The 22,993-nt window shown below is 67.0% G+C and carries 14 protein-coding genes and 1 pseudogene; 10 read left to right on the top strand and 5 right to left on the bottom strand.

Features of this window, described 5'->3' with window-relative positions; genetic code table 11:
• Window positions 1-158 precede the first annotated feature (158 nt).
• Complete coding sequence (locus tag C5708_RS05005; RefSeq protein ID WP_242918530.1) at window positions 159-737, bottom strand: LysE family transporter; 579 nt, start codon at window positions 735-737, stop codon at window positions 159-161.
• Between the two features lie 296 nt (window positions 738-1,033).
• On the opposite strand from C5708_RS05005, the gene C5708_RS05000 reads away from it, so the two are divergent.
• From C5708_RS05000 to C5708_RS04980, 5 genes are all read left to right on the top strand, one after another.
• On the top strand, window positions 1,034-4,612 hold the full coding sequence (locus C5708_RS05000; RefSeq protein WP_242918494.1) for a hypothetical protein: 3,579 nt from the start codon (window positions 1,034-1,036) through the stop codon (window positions 4,610-4,612).
• Between the two features lie 179 nt (window positions 4,613-4,791).
• On the top strand, window positions 4,792-5,355 hold the full coding sequence (locus C5708_RS04995; protein WP_242918492.1) for an RNA polymerase sigma factor: 564 nt from the start codon (window positions 4,792-4,794) through the stop codon (window positions 5,353-5,355).
• Complete coding sequence (locus C5708_RS04990) at window positions 5,261-6,289, top strand: FecR domain-containing protein (RefSeq protein ID WP_347566995.1); 1,029 nt, start codon at window positions 5,261-5,263, stop codon at window positions 6,287-6,289. The genes C5708_RS04995 and C5708_RS04990 overlap by 95 nt, the downstream gene beginning before the upstream one ends.
• 112 nt (window positions 6,290-6,401) lie before the next feature.
• Window positions 6,402-8,786 carry a TonB-dependent receptor gene (locus tag C5708_RS04985; RefSeq protein WP_242918528.1) on the top strand — a complete coding sequence of 795 codons (2,385 nt, stop codon included), beginning with the start codon at window positions 6,402-6,404 and terminating at the stop codon, window positions 8,784-8,786.
• The gene (locus tag C5708_RS04980; RefSeq protein WP_242918488.1) at window positions 8,786-10,042 is read left to right on the top strand and encodes an MBL fold metallo-hydrolase; all 1,257 of its coding nucleotides are present in this window, start codon (window positions 8,786-8,788) and stop codon (window positions 10,040-10,042) included. The genes C5708_RS04985 and C5708_RS04980 overlap by 1 nt, the downstream gene beginning before the upstream one ends.
• Window positions 10,043-10,371: 329 nt before the next feature.
• On the opposite strand, the gene C5708_RS04975 is transcribed toward C5708_RS04980, so the two are convergent.
• On the bottom strand, window positions 10,372-11,763 hold the full coding sequence (locus C5708_RS04975) for an amidase family protein (RefSeq protein ID WP_242918486.1): 1,392 nt from the start codon (window positions 11,761-11,763) through the stop codon (window positions 10,372-10,374).
• An 84-nt stretch (window positions 11,764-11,847) separates the two neighbouring features.
• Between C5708_RS04975 and C5708_RS04970 the strand changes: the two genes are divergently transcribed.
• A complete protein-coding gene (locus C5708_RS04970) occupies window positions 11,848-12,393 on the top strand; it encodes an amino acid synthesis family protein (RefSeq protein WP_242918484.1) in 546 nt (181 codons plus the stop codon).
• A gap of 32 nt (window positions 12,394-12,425) precedes the next feature.
• Here the strand turns inward: C5708_RS04970 and C5708_RS04965 are convergent, their stop codons facing one another.
• Window positions 12,426-14,468, bottom strand: coding sequence for a prolyl oligopeptidase family serine peptidase (locus tag C5708_RS04965; RefSeq protein WP_242918482.1), 2,043 nt, complete (start codon window positions 14,466-14,468; stop codon window positions 12,426-12,428).
• An 83-nt stretch (window positions 14,469-14,551) separates the two neighbouring features.
• Entirely contained in the window at window positions 14,552-16,759 is a 2,208-nt protein-coding gene (locus tag C5708_RS04960) for a TonB-dependent receptor (protein WP_242918480.1), read from the bottom strand.
• Window positions 16,760-17,015: 256 nt separating this feature from the next.
• On the opposite strand from C5708_RS04960, the gene C5708_RS04955 reads away from it, so the two are divergent.
• Complete coding sequence (locus tag C5708_RS04955) at window positions 17,016-17,882, top strand: FCD domain-containing protein (protein ID WP_242918478.1); 867 nt, start codon at window positions 17,016-17,018, stop codon at window positions 17,880-17,882.
• A gap of 198 nt (window positions 17,883-18,080) precedes the next feature.
• Complete coding sequence (locus C5708_RS04950; RefSeq protein ID WP_242918476.1) at window positions 18,081-19,589, top strand: nitrilase-related carbon-nitrogen hydrolase; 1,509 nt, start codon at window positions 18,081-18,083, stop codon at window positions 19,587-19,589.
• 146 nt (window positions 19,590-19,735) lie between these two features.
• Here C5708_RS04950 and C5708_RS04945 read toward each other — a convergent pair.
• Window positions 19,736-20,047, bottom strand: a pseudogene (locus tag C5708_RS04945) (DDE-type integrase/transposase/recombinase); the annotation flags it as partial.
• 822 nt (window positions 20,048-20,869) lie between these two features.
• On the opposite strand from C5708_RS04945, the gene C5708_RS04940 reads away from it, so the two are divergent.
• Window positions 20,870-21,433, top strand: coding sequence for a GNAT family N-acetyltransferase (locus C5708_RS04940; RefSeq protein WP_242918526.1), 564 nt, complete (start codon window positions 20,870-20,872; stop codon window positions 21,431-21,433).
• Window positions 21,434-21,593: 160 nt separating this feature from the next.
• Window positions 21,594-22,979 (top strand): amidohydrolase family protein, encoded by a 1,386-nt coding sequence (locus C5708_RS04935; protein ID WP_242918474.1) that lies wholly within the window; start codon window positions 21,594-21,596, stop codon window positions 22,977-22,979.
• Window positions 22,980-22,993: the final 14 nt, after the last annotated feature.

Raw genomic sequence — 22,993 nt, 5'->3', positions numbered from 1 at the left:
CCAGACGCGGCTTTTCACGCCGCCACGTGCGATCCGCCGTGGAGATCGAAGCTAGGACGCCAGTCCCCTCTCCGCGCTTGGCGCGAGCGACAAAAGCTTGCGCGATTTCGCCAAGCGACTTCAGACGCGCGCGACCTGTCCGCCGCGAAACCCCGCGCCTATCGGGCTAGCGATAGGCCCGCCGCCAGCAGGATCGCAGCGCCCATGGCGAGGTTCATCGCACGCTCTCCCCGAGCGCCCAGTCGCACCCGGCCCAGGAGGACTCCGAGAGCCAGCCAGGCCAGGTCGACCACGACCATCACCAGCACGCACAGCCCCCATTTGGCGAACGCGTCCGTCCGCGCGCCCGCCGAGGTCACCGTGAAGGCGCCATAAAGCGAGACGAAGGCCAGATAGGCCTTGGGATTGGCCGCTCCCAGCAGAAAGCCTCCGGCGAAGGTCAGGCGCGCGCCACTCTCGCCGCCAATCGTCCCCTCGCCCACCGGCGCGCTGGATACGCGCCAGGCCAGCCAAACCAGATAGATCACCGCCGCCGCGGTGAGCAGCGAGCCCAGCGCTGGTCGGGCGGCCAGAAGCGACGCTAGGCCCGCCGCGCTCAGCCCGGCCGCCAGGGCCAGCCCCGCCTGCAAGCCGACGTATAGCCGCAAGCCCTGGGCTAGCCCGAGGCTTCGCCCGGCCACGAGCAAGGCCGCAATCCCAGGCCCCGGCGATCCCAGCAACGCCGTCGCCGCCAACACGAACAGCACAACGCTCACGACCGTCCCACTATATAAAGATATGTTTATATATTTATATGGCGGAGCTCGTGCTGCCGAGCAAGGGGCCGGACCCACGGTGCGGTGTTGACAACTTAAGTCGCGGCGAGCGCAGAGCGCCCCTTCCCGCCCCTTGGCTCAAGCGGCGATCGTTGCCTCCGCCAGCCGGACCGCATAGCGGATGATGTCCGCCGGAAAGTGTTGGCGCTTGAAGGACGGCTGCTGGTCTTGTCAGCCCAAACGGCTTGCCCGTTGATCGGGCGCGTTAGCTTTGTCGTATGGCCAAATCCAACGACCCGCTCCGGTGGTTTGACAGTTCGCCGCCCGAAGCCGCATCGGCGGGCCGCTCCGCGCTCACTGGAGCAAGTTCTCGTTGGACTGACGGCGCCGAGACGAGTCCTCCTTGGTCTGACCACGCCCTTTCAGATGGCGGAACCGCCCGTGCCGCGCCTCCAGGGAATGGGGTCGATACACGGCCTCCTGGTTCGACCCATCAGAAAGGCGCCGCCATGAAGGCTGGAACGTCCGATCATCTAACGTCTTGCGCATCCGCGGAGACTGCGCATTCACCATTGGGAGCCGGCGAGGCCTCGGAAAGCGGCCTCTATACCGCGCTTTGCACCGACCTTAGCGAAACCCAGAAACTCAAGCTCGAATTGAACGAGCAGCTCGAAATCGAGCTGGGCGTCAATCTCGAGCACCACTGCCTCGACATCGCCCGGCGGATGGCGGAGGTGATCGGCGGCTTCCAGGACTATGCCGGCGCGATGGACTACATCCGGCATAATCTGGAGACCAAGATCGTCGACTGGGACCAATACCAGCGCGACTGCAAGGAGCGAATCCAGCTGGGCCTCGAGGGCCCGCCGGCGATGGAGGTCGTCGGCGACGAACGCGACCTGCTGTTGATGCTCCAGGCCGCCTACGGCGACCGCTACAAGACCCTCTACGACTACGTCTACGGCGTGCCCGCGAGCGTCGAGGCCTGCCGCGCCAAGCTGAGCGTCCTGAAGACGCTCAAACCGCTTTTCGACGGCCACAATCCGGTGCGGAACGGCCCGGGCGCGCCGGAGGCGACGGCGCGCGAGCACAAGAAAAACCGAAAACTCTTCCGGAAGGTGTACTACTCCCTGAAGCTCTGGGAGATGCTTGAGAGCCAGATGGGCTACTTCGACGGCTCGCTGGCCTTCAAGGGCGGCGTCAAGACCGACCTGGAGTACTGGGTCTACCTGATCTCGACCAAGACCCGGTCCCCCAAGCACCAGCTGTTGACCAACGCGCCCAAGTCGATGAAGCGCTATCGGACCAGCGAGAAGACGCTGCTGCCGATCTACAACCAGCCGAGCCTGTCGAAAGGCCACGCCGAGTTCATCTCGGCGCGCGATTTCCCTCTGCTGGTGAAGGCCGAGATTCAGGGCCGCCTGACCCAGGCGGTCGCAACCGCGGGCGGCAAGGACCAGATCAAGGCGCTAGCGCCGGGGCTGACGGACGAGCAGGTCGGCGACCTCGACCTCGTGGTCGGCAAGATCGTCGACGAGAACAAGCGCAAGACCTTCTACACCGACATCCTCAAGCTCTCATGGTCGGACGTGAAGTACGACGCCGGCGAAAACCCCTTCAAGATGAGCGACTATCTCGCCGCCCACCTGAAGCCCACCGACATCAAGGACGAGCGGCTCTTCCTGGAAGCCGCTCAGAGCAACCTCGACGTGCTCGAACGCCTGCGCGACACCGAAACCCGCGTCAACGTCGTCGGCCGAAAGGCCAACATCATGATCACGCCGCTGTCGGCGATCATGGAGTTCGCCGCCAAGCTCAACAGTCTGACGGTCGATGAACTCGAAGTGCTGTACGCAACCTCGCTGGGCGAGCGCAGCGACAAGGCCGCGCTTATCGACAGCGCGCTGCAGGATGGTTTCGAGGCGATGCAGCGCTGGTATCTCTCAGCCATGCGTTGGGCCAAGCCGATCTATTCCGGCCCCAGCGGCCATGCCTTGGGCTATCTCAATCTCTACGCCAAGGCCTATGACCGCGACGAGGCGATCAAGGCGGCGGTCGCCATGGACCTCGGCGACGCCAGCGGTCGTATCGGCCCCCGGGAAAAGCCCTCGCTCGAGCAGGCCCGGCTGGTGATGCTGTGCGCGTTGATCGGCAAGAAGCAGCACCACAGCTATGACGAGGTGATGATCGCGTCTCACGGTCTGACGACCCAGAGCGATCAGCGCCATGAGAACACGCTCAGCTATCGCCACCCCTACAGCTACGCCGACATCGCCCAGTCGGGCGATCCGGCGGCGATCGAAGCCCTCAACCAGGCGATCGCCACCGTCCTCGATCGGGCGGCCAAGACGCCGAAATACGCCGCCGTCCTGCCGGAATGGCTTGACGAGGTCGTCGCCGACAACTGCTTTCCGGTCATCAAGGACGTTCCGGCCCTCCAGGGCGACATCCGGATCGGCGCGCCCGTCGATCTCAATCGGGCCCGCGCCAACCTGACCTGGAAGGCGGTCGAGGTCCTGCCCAGGACCGACCGGCTTCTCGCCGAGGACGAGGATCAGGGCCAGCCGATCACCACCCGCGGACGACTGCGTGTCCGATGCATCGATTCCGATCAGGCGCTGCATGACCAACTGGTCGAGGAGATGCGCGATCCTCTGGCCCGCGGCGACGGCGGGCATCTGGAGGTCGGCAGCTATCTCGACCACATCAGCTGCAACAAGGACCTCGCCTCGGTGATCTTTCTCTATGATCGCCACCAGATCACCGCGACGGCCGTCAACGATTTCGCGCTGACCACCGAGGCCAAGGCGATGCTCTCGACCAGCCCGGCGCGGTTTCGCGAGCAGTATGGCGACTACTTCGTCGCCGGGACGCGAAACGCCGGCCGCCTGGCCATCGTCGTCAACATCCGCCGCAGCGACCTTGGCCGCTACCGCGCGAGCGACTGGACGGCGCCCTCCTCGACCTTCGCCGACTACGCCAAGCGTATTCGCGCCTTTGTCGAGGCCTGCGGCGATGCGACGATCAACGTCCGGGAGTGGGGCTTCGTGGCCAAGGGCCACCGCTGGTACACGGTCACCAAGCCTGATTTCTACACCGCGCTGCAGAAGTTCGCCGAAATGCATGATCGGGGCGAGGTCGAGCTCGACGAATGCGCGTTCGTCGACCTGGTTCACTACTCGCAAATCGCGCCAGGCTTCCCAGCTCCGGAAGCGGTCGATCTTCCTCTGGCGCTCGGTGTCCGTCGCATTTCGATGTGGGCGCCGCTGGTCCAGGGGATGATCAATCCAGCCCAATCAACCTGGCAACCGACCTTCACCGACAAGGACCACTTCCTCCGCGACGCCTATGAGATGCTGGACGGCCACCTCAAGTTCATGAACGGACATGCTCTAGTTCAAGAGAATGTCGACTTCATCGAACAGTATCTGCTCGAGATCATGCCGGAACTCATGCGCCGCCGCTCCCTGCGACGTATCGGAAAATGGACGCTGGATCGTTCCTCCGCGACCGGAGGCCCAAACGACAGGGCCAATCAGAACGGCTTCTGCGCCGCCGTGGACAGCGGGATCCTCATCGAGGTCGCCGAACATCAGCGCGCCATTTCGCTGGACGGCCCGCAAGCCTCGCGCATGTTGGTCACCGATACGGTCACGGTTGCGCCAGGCGAGACCATTATCGGCTGCAAGGCCGCGCCTGACATGCCCGGCCAAGCCTACTTCACTCCCGATCCCGACATGATCGGACGCTCGACCGGAAACCTGCGGCTGGATGGAAAGGCGGGCGTGCCTCCGCAGAATACGCGGTGGCTCATTCGTTACTGGTCCATCGTCGCCGAGAACTTCAAGCGCCTCTAGGTCGACCGACGCGCCGGCCGACCTGCATTGTCGGTCGGCGCACTTCCTTCAGCATGAGATGGCGACCCGCCATCCCAGCGCGACGCCCGATCAGGTCTCGCAGGATCGTCACAGAGCCGCGGTAAGGCTTCGTCATGCGGGTGGCGTCTCAAGATCGTGCGGCATGGTTGGCTCGGTGCGTGTTGCCGTACGAGCCGGAGCTGCGCGGCTGGCTTGCGCGTCGCGCCCTGCCCGATCTCGACGTTGACGACATCGTGCAGGAGACCTACGCGATCCTGGCCAGCCTCGATCAGGTCGATCACATCCGCAATCCGCGGACCTATGCCTTTGAGATCGCCAAGTCCGTCATTCTTCAGGCCGTGCGTCGGGCCCGCATCGTCACGTTCGAGGCCCTGATCGAGGCGGGCGGCCTCCAGATCCCGCCTGCCGAGGAGGCCTCGCCCGAGACCATCGCCGCCGATCGTCAGGAATTGACCCGCGTCGCCGACCTGATCGCCGGCCTGCCCCACAAGTGCCGCGAGGCCTTCACGCTCCGCAAGGTGCATGGCCTGTCGCAACGCGAGGTCGCCCAGCGCATGGGCGTCTCGGAAAACACCATCGAAAAGCATGTCGGCAAGGGACTGCGCATCCTGACTGCAGCGATTGGCCGTGGCGGAAACCAGCGCGTCGAGGCATCTAGGCGAGGTGACGAGGAAACCCGGACAGACGTCGCCCAGCGGTCGCGAGAGCGCCGCGGCCATTGAGGAGGCTGCGGCGGCCTGGGCTGCGCGCGCCGACCGCGGCCCCCTTACGGATCGGGAACAGGCCGAGTTGGACGCCTGGGCCGCGCAGGACCCGCGTCGCGCCGGCGCCTATGCCCGGGCGCTGGCGGTCAACGCCTATCTCGATCGCGCGCGGGCGCTCGGCCCGGGCTTCCGGCCCAATGCTCTTCCCGTCGCCCGCGCCCTTCAGCGGCGCCGGTTGCTGATCGGCGGCGGGGCGACGGCCGCCGCCACGCTGTTTGGCGCGATCGGCTACGGGGTCGTCGCGCAAAGCGGCCGCATCGCCACTCGAAAGGGCGACATCCGGCGCGCTCCGCTGTCGGACGGCTCGGCGGTGACGTTGAACACCGACACCGTGCTGCGCGCGACCTACGACCGCAGGATCCGCAAGGTCGTCCTGCTTCGCGGCGAGGCGCTGTTCGACGTCGCGAAGGATGCGTCCCGGCCGTTCATCGTGACGGCCGGTGCGATGCGTGTCCGGGCGATCGGCACGAGCTTCCTCGTTCGGACGCTGAGCGCCGGGCAGGTCGAGGTCGTCGTGCGCGAGGGGGTCGTCGAGGTGTGGCGCACCGGCCAGGAGGGGCGGAGCGTGCGCCTTTCGGCCCAGACCAAGGTCGAGGCCGGCGAAGCGGGACGGTTGAGCGTCCGACCGGTCACGCTCGCCAGCCTGGACCGCGCGCTCGCCTGGCGCGAGGGCTTCATCGATCTCGACGGCATGACGCTCGGCGCGGCCGTCGCGGAATTCGCCCGCTACTCCGGTCGTCGCATCGACCTCGACAATCCGGCCCTCGCCGACATGAAGGTCACGGGCCGCTTCTCGGCGACCGACCCGGACGGCTTCGCCAACGCCGCCGCGCTGAGCCTTGGCTTGAAGGCGACCGCCACCGCCGACGGCATGCGTCTTACGCCGCCGTAGGCTTCTTACGAAGCCGGCGCCGCCGGATGGCGGGAACGCCTCGCTCCTGCATCCAAGGCCAAGAACCCGGTCGCCGACCGGAGCGGCCCTGGGGGAGCACGAGCGCGTGAACATGATGCTGAAACTGATGGGCGGTGCGGCCGCTGTGACGATGCTCTCCGCCGCCTCCCCGGCCGGAGCGGCGGAGATCCGGGTTTTCGACATTCCGGCCCAGCCAGCCGCCCAGGCCATTTCGACCTTTGCGCGCCAGGCCGGACTGCAGGTCGTAGCGCCCGCCGAAGGTCTGGAGCCCCTGCGCACCGCGCCTCTGAGGGGGGCCTACGAGACCCGCGCAGCCCTTCGCCTTCTGATTGCGGGCACGGGGCTGGAGATCGCCTCCGACAGCAACGGAATCATCGTGCTGCGTCGAGCCGCGCCCAAGGCCGCCAGCAGCCTCGAAGCCGGCGACGTCGAGCCGAGCATGGTCGAGAAGATCATCGTTACGGCCCAGAAGCGCGAGGAAGCGGCCCAGGATGTGCCGATCACCCTGACCGCCTTCTCCGGACGGGCGGCGGAAACCTATCGCCTGGAGAGTCTTCGCGACATATCGCGACTGACGCCAGGCCTGCTCGTCTCGTCGTTCAGCTACAGCAGCCCGACCATCGCCATTCGCGGCGCGACCAACACCTTCACCCAGATCGGCGCGAACAAGCCGGTGGCGGTCGTCCTCGACGACCTGTTCATCCCGCGCAACAGCGCCGCGACGTTCGATCTCTATGGCCTGAATTCGGTGCAGGTGCTCAAGGGCCCGCAGGGTACGCTGTTCGGGCGCAACGTGACCGGCGGCGCCATCATCCTAGACACCGGCAAGCCCAGCTTCTCCACCCCCGCCGCGATCGTCCGCGCAGGCGTCGGCGACTACGACCTGCGGCAACTGGACGGCCGCGTCGACCTCCCCTTGGAGGAAGCCGCCGTCTTGCGCTTGGCCGGATCGCTCAAGAGCCACAGCGGCTACGGACGCGACCGTCTGACCGGCCGCGAGCAGGACGATCTCGACAGCCGCAGCCTCCGCGGCCAGTTGCGCCTGCGCCCGCATGAGACGCTCGAAGTTTTGCTCGGCGCCGACTATAGCGACGATCAGAACGGCGGGCGCACGCTGTCATCCAAGGGCGCCGGCGCGGACGGCGATCGCCGCACCTCGGAACTGGGCTATGTTCAGGACTTCGCCCGTAATCAATGGGGCGCCTCGGCGCGCGTCTACTGGTCGGCGCCGGTCGGCCAGGTGACCTCGATCACCGGCTATCGGCGCTCGCAGTCCGGCGAGGACTATTCCGGGACCGGCGCCAGCTACGAGTTTCTCACTGGAACGGCGAGCCAGGCCGTCAACCGCGATGTCGATCAGGTCGGCCTGTTGTCCCAGGAGCTGCGCTACGCCAGCCCCAAATGGGAACACGGCGACTTCGTGGCCGGCGCCTATCTCTCCGATGAGGACGCCAAGCGTCAGCTGCGCGCGCGCAGTCTGGCCGCGCGCACTGGCGCCGTCAGCGCCGACGTCCTCACCGATCAGTCGGTGAAGACCCGTAGCTACGCCGTCTTCGTCGATGGCGTCGTTCATCTGCCGGCCGAGTTCGACCTCACCCTGGGCGCCCGCTACACGCACGACGAGAAGATCGCCTCGCTGCTGCGCACCGATTTCATCCGGCCTGCGACCGGCAGCTTCTCGGCGCGGGACCTCAAGGCGAGCTGGAGCGAACTGACGCCGCGAGCGGTCCTGAGCTGGAGCCCGCAACCGGACCTGCGCGTCTACGCCAGCGTCACGCGGGGCTATACAGCCGGCGGTTTCAACACCGACGCCGCCACGCTGGCGGCGCTGACCCTCCCCTTCGCTCCCGAAACGGTCACCAACTACGAGCTCGGGGTGAAATCGCAGTGGCTGGAGAACCGCCTGCAGATCAACGCCGCGGTGTTCCACATGGACTACGAGGACAAGCAGGAGCTGTTCTTCAACAACCTCACCCGGGTGCTCACCATCACCAACGCCGCCCAGGCGACCGCGAAGGGCGGCGAAATCGAGATCCGCTACAAGCCGACGTCCTGGCTCAACCTGATGGCCAACTACGGCTATCTCGACACGCGTTACGACAATTTCGTCATTCCTGGCGGCGTGGTGAACACCGGCAACCCCTTGGGCTCCTCGCCCGTCAACCGCGGCGCCCTGGCCGCCGATGTCGATCTGCCGCTCGGCTCGGCCGGCTATCTGATCGGTTCGGCGAGCTGGGCCTATACCGACGGCTACTACACCGGCGCGACGAAGGACCCCAACCTCTATGTCGGCGCCTACGCCCTGACCAATCTGACGCTCGGCTACGAGGCGCCGAGCCGCGCCTGGCGGATCAGCGCCTGGGTCAAGAACCTCACGGATGTCGAGTATCTGCTGACGCCCTCCACCCAGGGCGTCCTGGCCGAATATCTCGGCGAGCCCCGCACCTGGGGCGTGATGCTTTCGGCGCGGTTCTGATGGGCGGCTGGACACGTCGCGGCCTGATACGGGCGGCCCCCGCCGCCCTCGCCCTGCCCGCCTACGCCGGCGAGCGGGCCGACGCGGCCGGCGCGCCGCTGCGGCCCTGGCGAGCGGGCGGGCTCGACATCCACCACATCGCCACCGGCCGCGGCGACGCCACCCTCGTCATCGGCCCCGACGGTACGAGCCTGATGATCGACGCCGGCGCTTCGGCCACACCGGCGCCGCCAGCGCTCGACATTCGCCCCGGCGCCGAGCGGCGCCCGGGCGAATGGATCGGCCGCTACGCCCTGCGCCGGCTGGCCGAGGCCGGCGCGGGGCGGCTGGACATGCTGCTGGTCACCCACCTGCATCCCGACCATGTCGGTGATGTCCAGGAGATCTCGCCTCCAGCGCCCGACGGCCGCTATCGCCTCACCGGCGTCAGCGACGTGGCCGCCATCGTTCCGATCGGCCTCGTCGTCGACCGCGGCTATCCCGACTACGCTTTTCCGCGGCCCTGGACCGCCCCGTTTGCGCTCAACTATCAGGCCTTCATCGCCGCGCGCGTCGGCCGCGGCGAGGCGGTGGAGCGCTTTCGGGCGGGGGCCGACGATCAGTTGCGCCTGCGGCGAGATCCGACGGCCTTTCCATCTTTCGAGATCCGCAACCTCGCCGCCAACGGCGAGGTCTGGACCGGCGACCGCGACACGACCCGCCGCCTGTTCCCCCCGCTCGAGAGCTTGCCGGCCGACGACCTGCCCGACGAGAACGCCTGTTCGACCGCGATCCGACTTCGCTACGGCGCGTTCGACTATTTTGCGGCCGGCGACCTGACCAGCAGCACCTATGACGGCGCCCTGCCCTGGCGCGACGTGGAAAGCGCCGCGGCGCGCGCAAGCGGGCGCGTCGCGGTCGCCGTGGCGCCGCATCACGGCATGTTCGACGCCACCGGCGCCGAGACGGTTCGCGCCCTGCGGCCGCGAACCTGGATCATTCAGGCCTGGCACGCGGCCCATCCGAGCAGCACAAGCCTGGAAAGAATGTTGAGCCGCCGCCTCTATCCCGGCCCCCGCGAGATCTTCGCGACGGGCCTGTCAGACGCCAACGCCGCGACCCATCCGTGGCTTACCGACAGGCTGGCCAGCCGCGGGGGCCACGTGATCCTGCGTGTGGCGCCGGGCGGCGCCAGCTACCAGGTGATCGTGACCGACAATCGCGACGAGCGCGACCAAGTGCTTACGGTGCATGGCCCCTTCGCCTGCGATCCATAGGCGCGGCGCCGATCGTCGCCGCGCCTATGAATCGTGGAAGGTGTCAGTTCGCGGTATTGACAGGTCAAAGCCGCAACTCGCTTCGCGCGAGAATTGCTCACGTGCGCGACGAGTTTGCGACTCTGACGCCGCATTGATTTTACTAACATTTCCCGCATGGACGGGTTGCTCCACACGGTCACAACCAGCAATCGGGACTTAACCTGTCAGCACCAGCTAGACCGCATAGCGGATCGGTCCGGCGGAAAGCGGTGACGCTTGAATGAAATCGGCCGAACCGCGCGCGTCGACAAGCCAGCCCCTCAGCCCCAAACTGGGGACGCCGCAGCTTAGACCGCCAGCACCGACGGCGGACTCTGCATCGGGCCGCGAGCGTGCTCGTAGGCGAAGGCGGCCTTCAGCACGGCGAGATCGGCGCGCGGGCCGCCGACGATCTGCAGTCCGATCGGCAGACCGTTCCGGGCCAGGCCGCACGGAACGCTGATCGCAGGAAGCCCCACCAGGTTGCACCACGACGTCGTCAGCACCCGGAAGGGCTGGGCCTCATCGAGGTCGGCGATGGCCGGCGCGGTGCATGGGGCCGTCGGGGCCAGGACCAGATCGTAGTCCTCGAAGAACCGCCAGAAAACGGACCCGAGGTCGCCGCGCCGCACGAAGAGGTCCGTCACCTCCGTCGGCCTCAGGCTGGCGCCGAGGGCCGCCGCACGCCGAAGCCCGACATCCAACTCGCTCGCAGCATGCCCGAACCGCTGCGAAAGCAAGGCGCAGAAGGAAACCCACATGTAGCCGTGAAGGTCGACCGCCTCGCGGACCGCTGGAGGATCCATAAGGCGCACGTCGCAACCGAGTTGCTCGAACACCCGCGCCGCCGCTTCCACCGCGGTCCTGATCTCGCTGCCGACGACCTCGACGCCCAGGCCGAGCGTGGGACTCAACGCGATGCGCATTGGTTGCGCCTGCGCCGAAAGCGGGGTCTCAAAATCGTCGCCGCGATCGCCGGACGCGTACCAGTCGCGCGAATCCGGCTTTGCGATGATCGACATCAATCGTGCGACGTCGCGTACGTTCCGGGCCAGGGGCCCCACATGGCTCAGCGGCCCGAACGTCCCACGAGGATGATGCGGGACGCGCGCAAGGCTGGGCTTGAAACCCACGACGCCCGTCCAGGCGGCCGGCACGCGGATGGATCCGCCGCCATCCGTCCCCAGAGCCAGCCCCCCGAAGCCGCCCACCGCCGCCGCCGCGCCGCCGCTGGAGCCTCCTGGCGTATGGGCCGGATTCCACGGATTGCGGGTGACGCCCGTCAGGGGACTTTCAGTCGTGACCTTGAAGGCGTGGTCCGGAAGCGTGGTCTTGCCGATGATCGCCATGCCGGCTTCGCGCATGCGCGCCACGCTGGGGCTGTCAGGGCCCCACCGTTTCTCCTCCGTCGTCGCCAGCGATCCATATGACGTCGGCAGGCCTTCGACGTGAATATTGTCCTTCACGGATACCGGCGCGCCGTCGAGCGGACTGAGCGGCGAGCCCGCCCGCCACCGCATCTCAGATTCGGCCGCGGCGCGAAGCGCGCCTTCCCGATCGATGAAGACGAAGGCGTTGAGGGTGTCCTGGGTCGCTTCCGCCGCGTCCAAGGCGGCTTCTACGGCTTCGACGGGAGAGATTTCCCGCGCGCGGTAGGCGCGCTCCATGCCCGACGTGTCCTGAGGCCCGATGATCGGCATGTCTCCCGCCACAATCGCCGCGACAAATCTAATTTATAATAATAAATATAACTAATAACCTCGATGCAATGCAAGGATGCGGCTGTGACGGAACGTTTGGGAGCAGCGGGCGCGATTCTCCGCATCGCCACCCACTTCGAAGCGGCTTCGCTCGATGCCCGCCCCTCGCTCGGCTGGGCGGCCGCCGTCATCGAGAATCCCGCGTTGGAGGCGATCGGCCATCAGGAGGCGATGGCGCTCGGGGCGTTCCTGGGGAACGAACTGGCTCAGCGAATCCTGGCCGGACTTCCCGATCTCGCCGACCAGAAGCTGGCCTATGGGAAGGGCGCGATCGTCGGCGCCGCCGGCAGGGCGACCGACGCCGGGTGGATACTGCACCCTCGGATGGGCGGCTCGATCCGTCGCACGATAGGGTTCGGCAAGACCATCCTCCCATCCACGGTGAAGGTCGGCGCGCCTGGCGCGAGGCTCGACGTCCCGCTGCATGGCGCCAGCGACGAATGGGATTTCGCAAGGCTCGACGCGATCGAGATCGGGCTTTCGGACGCGCCCCGACCGCATGAGATCGTCGTGGCGCTGGCCCTGTCGACGCGACTGAACCCCTTGATCACGCTGGCTGAGAAGGCCTAGAGGCGCCCGCACGGGCGCCTCTGTGCGCAAGCTCAGCGCGCCGAATTCACGGCGTCCGACAGTCCCGGAACGAGATCGCCCCCTGCCGAGACCTGCAAGCTGGAGCCGACAAGATCCCGCCCGATCTTTTCCACCCTCCCGCCGAGACAGACGCCCAGAAAACTTTCGGCGACCGCCGCCATGGCGAGCATGTTCTCCCGCCGGATGAACCCATGACCTTCGTCGGGGAAGTTCACATAGGTGACCGAACGCCCCCTCGCTCGGAGGGTGTTCACGAGCAGATCCGACTGCGCCATGTGGATTCGGGGATCGTTGCGCCCCTGGGCGACCAGAAGCGGCCGCGTCACGGCGTCGACGTGGGTGATCGGAGAGGCGTCCACGAGATAGGCGCGGCCGTCTGGCGTGCGCGGGTCGCCCCAGCGGCGGACGAGTTGGGCGTAGTTGGGCCGCCAATCGGCCGGAAGGGAGTCGATCTGCATGAGATCGATCAGGTTCGACGGCCCGAAAAGGTCGACGCCGCAAGCATAGCCGTCGGCCGGCCGGGTCAGGCCGGCGAGCACCGCATAGCCGCCATAGGAACCGCCATAGATCGCCACCGCCCCCGGCTTGGCGATCCCGTTCGCCTGCGCCCAATGAACGGCGTCGATCAGGTCGTCGCTCATCGCCCCGCGCCAGGCGAGGTTGCCCGCATTGACGAACGCCTTGCCGAACCCGGTGGAGGCCCGGAAGTTGACGGACAGTACGGCGTAACCCCGGTTGGCCAGCCATTGATGCGTGGGGTTGAAGCCGTAAACATCGCGCTCGTCGGGGCCTCCATGCACATAGAGTACGAGGGGAAGCGGCCGGACAGGCCGGCCGGCGGCGTCGGTCAACGTCCCCGGCGGCAAGGTCAGGTAGGACACCAAGGTGAAACCGTCGCGGCTGCGCAAGGCCAAGGGGCGCATCGGCGCCAGCCGTGCGCCATCCAGTTCGGGCCGGGTCGAGAAGAGCTTGGTCACGGTCCGCGTTTGACGATCGTAGAGGTAGTCGGACGGCGGCTCCGTCACCCGGTCCACCAACACCGTCCAGAACCGATTGTCTGCGGACTGACTTTCCACCGACCAGGTTCCCTTGGCCGCTTCGTCGAGCGTCGCGATGTCGGCGCGGGTCGCCTTGTCCAAGCCCTTCCACGTCAAGGTAAGGTGGTTCACGCCATAGCCGACGACCGCGTCCGTGCGCGGGTCTAGAATGAGCGTTCCGTCGCCGCCGACGCCGCCGTCGGAGTTCGACGCGACGTCCACCCGCTCGTCCGCCCCCAGCACGCGGATCGCGCCGGTGCGGGTGTCGAGCGTTTCCAGCACCGTCGAATTCCGCCCCCGGCTGTCGAGCAGGTAGAGCGTCCGCCCATCCGGCGCCATCGACACCAGAGCCGTGGTCTGGCTGGCTTCGAAGGGAACGTCGAAAAGCTTGACCGCACCGCCGCCGGCCCCGATGCGGTCGACGATGTTCCCCCCGTCGGGCGCGGGGCGCACGCCCATTACGACATTGAACTCGCGATCGACGAGCACGTCGCTATAGCGGTCTGGATTGCGCCAGATCAGCGTCAAGGCGCCGCTCGACAGCGACAGCCGATAGACGTCATGCCAGAGACCGTTGCGATTATTGAGCCCCACGACCACGGCGTCGCCGCCGTTGGTCGAGAGCTTGAGGAGACGGGCGCTGATGTTCTCGAAGGGCGTGTAGTCGACGACCCGCGAGGTCGTGACATCGGCGCCGATAAGGTGGAAGTCCTCGGCGCCGCCCTGGTCGCGCAGAAACAACACCTGGGCGGAATTGGGGGCCCAATAGAGCCGCTGGATCGGCCGCGCTTTCTCGTGCGTCACCGCCCTCGCCTCGCCGAGATCGCCTCGCGGCGCCACCCAGATGTTCGACACGCCGTCGAGCGGGGCCAGGAACGCGATGAGGCGTCCGTCGGGACTGATCTGGGCCCCTGACCGACCCTCGCCGGCGAAGAACGCCTGCCTTGGAATGAGGGGAGACGGCGCGGCGGCGGCCTCGGCGAGGCTGGCCGTCAGGGCGACGACCAGCACCGCCACGCCCCGAGCCAGGTTGGCGACGACATGCGAGTTCATCCTCTTTGATCCTTTGCGGCGATGGGGCGCTGTGTCGACGCGCCGGACTAGAACGCGGCGTCCAGGCTGAGGCCGAACGTCCGTGGCTGAAGGATGCTGACCGCCAGGGCCGCGGCGCCACGAGCGCTGTTGGTGCTGAGCAACGCCCGCTCGTCGGTCAGGTTCTTCAGGAACAGGCGGGCCGTGTACCGCCCGTTGGTCAGTTCGGCGGTCAGGCCGAACACGCCGTAGGAGGGCAGCCGCACGCTGTCGGGGTTGCTCGCGACCAGGGACGTGCGGGCGCCCGCGTACCGATAGTCGGCGCCGATCGCGCCCGTCCAGTCGCCCCGGATCGCGTGGCGGTAGTCGGCGGTAAGGGAGCCGCTCCACTCGGGGGTCAGGGGCAGGCGATCCCCGGAGCGCCCGCCGATCGAGGGCGCGTTGTCGGTGAGCTTGGCGTCTGTGAAGGCGAGAGTTCCGCCGAGGGTGAGGCCCGGCGCGGCCACGAGCGTGGACTGCAACTCGAACCCCTGGCTTTTGGCCTTGCCGCCGTTGGTGATGTAGTTGAAGCCGCCAGCCGTGACGGCGTTGATCTGGATGTCCTTCCAGTCGATGTAGAAGACGGCGGCGTCCACGAGCAGCTTGCGGTCCAGGAACTCCGATTTCAGGCCGGCCTCGTAGTTCACGAGGCGGTCCGCGCCGATCGTGGGCGGAACGCCGGGGAACGGAAGGTTCGGCCCGCCGGGACGGTAGCCGCTGGCGATCCGCAGATACGCCATGGCGTCCTTGGAAAAGTGATAACGGGTGCTGGCCATGTAGGTGACGACCTGCTGCGAGGAGCGCGCGCCCCCGCTGGACGGCGTGACCAGGGGGCCGAAGCTGTCCTGCCGGTTGGTCTGCCAGTTGCGGGCCCATCTCAAGCCGCCCGTGACGTCCCAAGCGTCGTTGAGCCTGTAGGTGGCGTCGCCGAACACCGCGAACTCCCGATACCGGGAATACTCGTTGAACACCGCGAAAGGCTCCAGTCCGGGAATGGCCGCACCCTGCAGGTCGAGACCGTGCAGGGTTTCCAGGTCGCGGCCGACCTCGTCGGTGTAGAAAAGCCCGGCGAGCCACTCGAACGTCCGATGGCTCGGAGAGGTCAGGCGGATCTCCTGGGTCACCTTCTCGATCGACAGCCTCGTGCTCACCGGGGTCTGCCCCGCCGCAACGGCGCCCGCGGTGAAGACGGGGATGAGCGGCCCAAAAATCTGGGTGAGATCGTCGACGAACTTCGAATTCTTCCCCAGATAGCTGGTCGTCGACGACAACGTCGCCCAATCCATCTGGTGCGAGATCGTGGCGTCGTAGAAGTCGAGGGTTTGCCGGAAGGGCTGGGCGGCGATGTGCGAGTTCGTCAAGTCGCCGAAGAGCGGCTTCAGGGTCTGACCGTCGACCGCCTCCGCGGCGACGCCCTTGCTGTTCTGATCCTGAAGCATCGCGGACAACTTGACCGTCGTGCCGTCCGCCGGGGCCCAAAGCAGCGAAACGCGCCCGCCTTTCTGATCAAGGCCGTTCTCGTCCTTCCGCCCCGTAAGGGCGTTGTCGATGTAGCCCGGCGTGGATTCGTCGTAGAGGCTGAACCGGACGGACAACTTGCCCTCGACGAGAGGGATGTTGGCGGCGAGCCGCGCCCCCGCTTCGATCCGGCCCGCGCCCTCGATGCCGGCGACGTCGCCGCCGATCTGCACTTGAAACTGGTCCAGGCTCGGGGATTTCAGGACGTATTTCAACAAGCCGCCCATCGTGCTTGCGCCGTACAGGGTTCCCTGCGGACCGCGCAGGATTTCCACCCTGTCGACGTCGTACGGCATGAGATCGAGGGCGAAACTGTTGCCCTGAACAAACGGGGAGCTCGACCCCACGGGAGCGTCATCGACATAGACGCCGACGGCGGCGCTCCCGCCCGATCCGGTTGAGACGCCCCGCAACGTCAACTGCGTGCGTCCAGGCGCGCCGCCCGAATCGACCTGAAAGCCCGGCGCCAGAGTCGCGTAGTCGGTAAGCTGGATCGCGTGGATCGCTGCGATCCGAGCGCCGCCCAAGACGCTGATCGAAGCCGGCACGTCCTGCACGTTCTCGGCCCGCTTCTGGGCGGTGACCACCAGTTCCTCGATCGTCCCCTGCGGAGCTCCCCCGCCCGCCTTTTCGGCCGCGCTCGCTATTCCAGGCGCGACGATCGCGCAAAGCAAGACGCTTCCGATACCGCCAGCATGACGTCCTCGACGCTGTTTCATTCGCTTCCCCCTCTGCCGCGCGTCTCCCAGGACGGCGCGCATGGGGCTCGAAACGATTTCGCCATCCACGCGTCCATCCGGGCGACCGGACTGTTCTCTCGCCCGGCTGAAATCGAATAATTATCATAATAAATATGATTGTCGAGACAGGCCCGCGACCGCACTCGCCCAGATCGCCCAGCGGCTGCGTGGCCGGTATTTATGATAATAGTATCCGTGAGCGGCCGATTTGCCGGGGACGATGGGACTCAAGGGTATGCGTGAAACGACCTCCAGATCGCGCAAGGTCGGCGACCAGATGGTCGAGCAGATCAAGCGATGGATCATCGCCGGACACGTGAAACCCGGCGACCGGCTGCCGAAGGAGGCAGAGCTCCTCGACATCTTCGGATTGAGCAAGGGCACCGTGCGCGAGGCGTTGAAATCTCTCGAGGTGCAAGGGCTGGTGACGATGCGCACCGGCCCGGACGGCGGCGCGACGATCGCCGCGGTGCCGTTCGACCGCACGTTCCAGCTCCTGCAAAACTTCTTCTTCTTCCGCGAGGTCGATCTGGCGCAGATCTACGAACTGCGGCGGCTGCTCGAACCCGAACTGGTTGCGGGCGCCGTGCCGCATATCACCGAGGAGACCCTGCGGCTGCTGGAGGCGAGCATAGATTTCTGCGCGCCGGCCGCCCAGGGCCCGGCGCATGCGCTAGACCAGCGGGCCGAAGACCTGCACTTCCACGACATTCTGGCGGAGGCCAATCCCAACGAGGTTTTGCGGTTCATGTGCCAGGCGCTGAACGAAATGCTCGTCCGCTCCGTGCGCCTGGCCCGCGGCGTTCAACACGACGCCGCATTTGGGCGGGCCAATGTCGTCGCCCACAGGAAGATTCTGGAGGCCCTGCGCGAACGCGACGCGACGCGCGCGCGCGCCTTGATGCTTGAACACATCATCGAGGCAGAGGACTACGTGAAGCGTCTGCGCGGCGAATATCTGCGCTCGCTCGTGCTGGAGTCCGACGGGCCGCCGACGATCGCCCTGACCCCCGCCGGCCGCCAGAAGGCGAAGACCGCAACCGAAGCCGACGATGCGCCCCCCGCCCCCAGCGGGACGCGTCGCAAACCCAGGCCGACCTAGCCGCCAGCTCCAGAAAACCGCGCCGGCTGAGACGGGCGGCGAGGCCGCTTTGCACGGGTCGCCGTCGCCGGTCGCGACCGGATCCGTCGCGACTGGTATTTATAATGATAAATAGTATAAATGCCCGTGCGAGGTCATGACGACGGCGAACGGCGCGCCGACCTCGCGCGCTCAGCAGCCTATCGGGAGGACCACGACATGAGCAGAACGGCAGACGATGCGGGGCGAGACCGCCTCGCCATTTTGGAACACCGTCGCTGGCGCCTGGCCGCAGCCGTCATCTCGGGCGGGCTCCTCGCCGTCTCGCATAGTCTCCATCCCGTATGGTGGCTCGCCTGGATCGCGCCGCTTTTCCTGCTCGTGGCCGCCGCGCGCGCGCCGATCTGGGAGGCGGCGGCTCTTGGCGCCGTCGCGGGGGGCGTCCTGGGCGCTTCGCTGTTCAGTTACATCGCCAGCGTGGGCGGACCGGCGGCGGCGGCGATCTACGGCGCCTTGTCCGCGATCACCTGGGCCGTGGTGATCCTGGTCACCCGCGTCGTGGCCGCGAGGCTCCCCGCATGGCTGGCGGCCTTCGTCTATCCGACGACGTGGGCGGCCATGGACACCGTGCTCGGCGCGACTTCGCCGCACGGGACGCTGGGCAGCCTCGCCTATAGCCAGATGGACGCGTTGCCGGTGATCCAGGTGGCGGCTTTCGCGGGAATGGCCGGCGTCGTCTTTTTGATCTGCCTTCCGGCGGCCGCCGCGGCCCTGGCCCTGGATCCGCGCCGGAGCGGCAAGCTGGCCTATGCGCCCGCGTTCGTTTTGGCCGTCGCGATCGTCGCCGGCGGCCTGATCCGGCTCTCCATCCCCTTGCAGACCGTCCCGGTGAAGGTTGGCTTGGTCTCGATCGATCAGCCGGACAGCAAGCCCCTGGACGCTACGCATGAGGATCCCATCTGGGACGCCTACTTCGCCGGCGCGGACCGCGCATCGGCTCAGGGCGCGCGCGTGATCGTCTTCACGGAAGCCATCGCTCTGGCGGATTCCACTCGTCAGGGCCTGCTGGCTACGCGCCTGAGCGATGCGGCGCGCCGCCACGCCGCCTACATTCTCGCCGGCGTCGCCACGCAGGAGGGCAAGCTGACCCGCAACCGCGCCTGGGTCTTCGGGCCGGACGGTCAACAGGTCGCCAGCTACGCGAAACACCATCTGGTGCCGGGGTTCGAAGCTTCGCTGGTCACGCCCTGGAACGGCTATTCGACATTTCAGATGGACAACAAGTCCATCGGGGTCGCGATCTGCAAGGATCTCGATTTCCCTCCGCTCGCACGTCGTTATGGCCAGCTGGGAGTGGACGCTCTGCTGATCCCCGCCGGCGATTACGACACGGACGGCTGGAGCCACTCCCGCCCAGCGGTTCTGCGAGGCGTCGAAAACGGCTTCTCGATCATCCGCGCCGCGGCTCACGGCAGGGTCACCGTGGCCGATCCCTACGGCCGCATCCTGGCCGAGGCGGAAAGCCGGCCGGCGCCAGGCACGGTGCTCGTCGCCACCGCGAATATCGGCAAGCCGATTCCGACGCTCTATGTGAAGATTGGGGACCTGTTCGGCCGTCTGTGCATCGGCGCGATCGCCCTGGCCCTGCTTGCGAGCCTGACGGTTCGTCGCCGGCTCCCCGCCGCGCCGGCCGCCGGCCCTTCCAGCAGCGCCCCCGCAAAGGGCTGACGGGTTTCGTCAGCCCAAACGGCTTGCGCCGTCGATCTGGCCGTTGGTTTGACAGCTCGCTGGAGGTGATCCGGGCCGTCGTGATGGTGTGGGTGCTGACAACCTAAGTCCCAGCGAACGCAGAGCGCCCTCCCCCATTATGACCCTCAGGCGGCGAACGTCGCCTCCGCCCACGCCTGATGAGCCGCGGCCCGGAATTGGCGGAGCGTCGATCGACGGATCAGATGGGGCTGCAGGTTGAAGGTGTTGTGGACGACGGCGTAAGTGGCGAGGAAGCGCTGGTCTGAGCCCTGGCTTTTGAACTTCTGCATCTTCCGCTCCCGTCGTCGGATCGGCAGATGCGAGTTTTCAGCCCGATTGTTTTCGCGCATGCCGCCCGGCCGGTGACGCTCCAGCAGGTTCAACGCCTTGGCCGCCGCCCGGTACAGGGCCAGCTTGTCCGTCGTGATGATCTCCGGTCGAACACGTCCAGCGGGATAATTCTCAGTTTGGATTTCAGAGGCCGCCGCTCGGCCCACTCAACAGCCGTGCCATACCCAGCCACAGCCCGAGCAGGATGATCACTCCAATCGGGATCCCGAGAAGCCCTTTCGCTCCCCACGCCCGATAGGCCGACGCGGTCGCACCTATCCAAACGATCACGAGACCACCTAATATCAGATTGAACACTTGCTGGTACCTCGCTTCTTATGGGCCCCGCGCGGTCCGGCTTCGGCCACCGCGCTTTGATCCGCTCCGCAATGTCTTCCATCGTCCAGGATTGTCGCGCCGACGCGGGTGTCGACAACTTAACTCGCGACGGACGCAGCGCGCCCTTCCCCGCGTCCTCGGTTCAAGCGGCGATCGTTGCTTCCATCCACGCCTGATCAGTCGCAGCCCGGAATTGGCGGAGCCTCGATTGGCGGATCAAATGGGGCTGGAGACCGAAGGTGTTGTAGATGGTGGCGCTCGCCGCCGACACAGGCTCACTACGATCACCGGGCCGAACTTGTTTACCTAGCACCGGATCGCCTCGCGGCTGACCTCGATCCCGCGCTGAGCCAGCAGCTCCATCAACATCGCGGATGCTGAGCGTGAACCTGAAATGGAGCCAGACCGCGTAGCGGATGACGCCCGGCGGAAGGCGGTGATGCTCGAATGAAATCGGTCGGACTGCGCGTATCATCAAGCCAAACCAGTCCCTCAGCGCGGCGCGAGATAGCCGGCTTCGGCCGGTCGGTCATTTGGTCGGAAGAGCGATCCTCTGGTCCCTCCCAGGCGGCCCCGGTATCTTGGACGCCATGCAAATCATTCGTGTAGACGCGCTCCCAAGATCGGCTGAGGAAGTCGATTTCTCCTTCGAGATCGATAGCGTCCTCGTAGGGCCCTTCGATGCCGCGCCATCGCGCATCGAGCCACGCGCGCAAAGGCGCAAAGCCTATGAAACGGACGATGCGCTGTTTGAACGGTGCGACGGCCCGGACAGCGTTCTGTTCTTGGCGAGCGAAGGCGGAGACATCGCCGGATACATCGCCGCCAGCCGGGGATGGAACGGCTGCGTCATGGTCGACGATATCGCGGTGGCCCGATCGTTTCGCCGGCGCGGACTGGCGACCGCATTGATGGACAGGGTTGTCGACTGGACGCTTGACCAAGGGCTGGGAGCGATCCGGCTGGAGACCCAATCCAACAACGTCGCAGCCTGCAGATTCTATATGCGCTATGGCTTTGTCCTCGGCGGTTACGATCGCCTTCTTTATCGCGAGCTCGGTCCCGACGTAGCCGACGAGGTGGCGCTCTTCTGGTATTTGAACGCCGCCGCCCGCAAGCGGCCGGCCGGCGCAGACGTCCAAACGGCCTCGTAGAACCCTAAGAAGGCGGGGCGGGGATCGCTAAGACGCCTGTGACCGGCGCCCCCCCACGCGCGGGGCGACGACGCCGCTGCGGTGGATTGTGAGGCGGCCGGAAATCGATCACCCTCGGCTGGCGGAGCGTCGTCGCCCTGTCCTCGAAGATCGTTGAGCCATGAACATCGACACGACGAAACTCTTTGCGGCGGCCGCCATCCTTCTGGCGGCCGGCCTGGTCTGCGGCGGCGTGCGCGCCGCCGAAACGCCCCCCGCCCCGCCCGCCACGCTCTTCCGGCATGTGACGGTCGTGCCGATGGATCGCGAGCGGACCGTCCCGGATCAGTCGGTGCTCGTCGTCGACGGCAAGATCGCGGCGATCGGCGCGCACCTGCCAGCTCCGAACGCCGTCCGGGAGATCGACGGACGCGGCGGCTATCTCGTTCCTGGACTGGCCGACATGCACGTCCATTCCTCGAACAGCCGCGACCTGGCCGTCTTCCTCGCCAATGGCGTGACGACCGTGCTGAACATGGGCGGCGCCTCAGCCGAGTTCGTCGATCAGGTCGCGCCGGCGGTCAATTCCGGCAAGCGCCCCGGCCCGCACGTCTATCTGGCGCTGCGCATCGACGGCACGCCCGAATATGGCCAGCTCGTCGTCGCGAGCCCGGCCGAGGCGGTCGCGGTCGTCGCCCTCGCCAAGTCGAACCGCTACGACTTCATCAAGGTCTACAACAACCTCGCGCCCGACGTCTTCGCCGTGCTCGCGCAGGAAGCCTCGCGCCAGGGCGTCCCGCTTGTCGGCCACGGCGTGACCAGGGTCGGCGTCGAACGCCAGCTGGCGGCGGGGCAAGTGATGGTCGCCCACCTCGAGGAATATCTCTACACCGCCTTCTTCCCGCCCGACGCCAAGGTGGGCGCCGCGGCGCCGCCCGACAGCGCGATCCCGGCGGCGGTCGCCTTCACCAAGCGGTCGGGCGCCTATATCACCGCCGATCTCTTCACCTACGCGACGATCGCCGAGCAGTTCGGGCGGCCTGACGTCGTGGAAGCCTATATGCGCCGCCCCGACTGGGCCTGGCTCGATCCCGAGATGCGCATCGCCTGGCGCGGCGCGGGCTATGACAAGCGGACCGGCAGCCTGAGCAATCGTGCGGCCTTCCTCGGCCGCTTCGCACGCGCATTGAGCGACGCCGGCGTGCCGCTGATCGCCGGCACCGACGCCCCGGCGATCCCTGGCTCCTATCCCGGCGCATCGCTGCGGGCCGACCTTTATGCGCTGCACGCCGCCGGGCTGAGCAACTTCGCGGCGCTCTCCACCGCCACCCGCACCCCCGGCGAGATGATGGCCAGGACGCGCCAGGAACCCTGCTTCGGCGTCATCGCGGTGGGCTGCCGCGCCGATCTGCTGTTGCTGCGCGACAACCCCCTGACCGACCTCCGCGCGCTGGAGGCGCGCGACGGCGTCATGGCCGCCGGCGTCTGGCGCGACCGGCAGGAGACCGACGCGCTGCTCGACAAGGTCGCGAACACCTACCGGTCGATCTTGTCGGAACGGCCCTGAGGGTCTTGTCAGGC

Source organism: Caulobacter sp. CCUG 60055 (genome assembly GCF_022750545.1).
Classification (GTDB): Bacteria; Pseudomonadota; Alphaproteobacteria; order Caulobacterales; family Caulobacteraceae; genus PUIC01.
The sequence above is the reverse complement of the archived record's forward strand: the minus strand, read 5'-3'. Positions and strand labels throughout refer to the sequence as shown.

What these genes read in the sequence shown, in the direction of transcription:
- C5708_RS05000 (WP_242918494.1), top strand. Translation starts at nt 1,034, where the DNA reads ATGGCCAAATCCAACGACCCGCTCCGGTGGTTTGACAGTTCGCCGCCC.
- C5708_RS04985 (WP_242918528.1), top strand. Translation starts at nt 6,402, where the DNA reads ATGATGCTGAAACTGATGGGCGGTGCGGCCGCTGTGACGATGCTCTCC.
- C5708_RS04980 (WP_242918488.1), top strand. Translation starts at nt 8,786, where the DNA reads ATGGGCGGCTGGACACGTCGCGGCCTGATACGGGCGGCCCCCGCCGCC.
- C5708_RS04975 (WP_242918486.1), bottom strand. Translation starts at nt 11,763, where the DNA reads ATGCCGATCATCGGGCCTCAGGACACGTCGGGCATGGAGCGCGCCTAC.
- C5708_RS04960 (WP_242918480.1), bottom strand. Translation starts at nt 16,759, where the DNA reads ATGAAACAGCGTCGAGGACGTCATGCTGGCGGTATCGGAAGCGTCTTG.
- C5708_RS04955 (WP_242918478.1), top strand. Translation starts at nt 17,016, where the DNA reads ATGCGTGAAACGACCTCCAGATCGCGCAAGGTCGGCGACCAGATGGTC.
- C5708_RS04950 (WP_242918476.1), top strand. Translation starts at nt 18,081, where the DNA reads ATGAGCAGAACGGCAGACGATGCGGGGCGAGACCGCCTCGCCATTTTG.
- C5708_RS04940 (WP_242918526.1), top strand. Translation starts at nt 20,870, where the DNA reads ATGCAAATCATTCGTGTAGACGCGCTCCCAAGATCGGCTGAGGAAGTC.
- C5708_RS04935 (WP_242918474.1), top strand. Translation starts at nt 21,594, where the DNA reads ATGAACATCGACACGACGAAACTCTTTGCGGCGGCCGCCATCCTTCTG.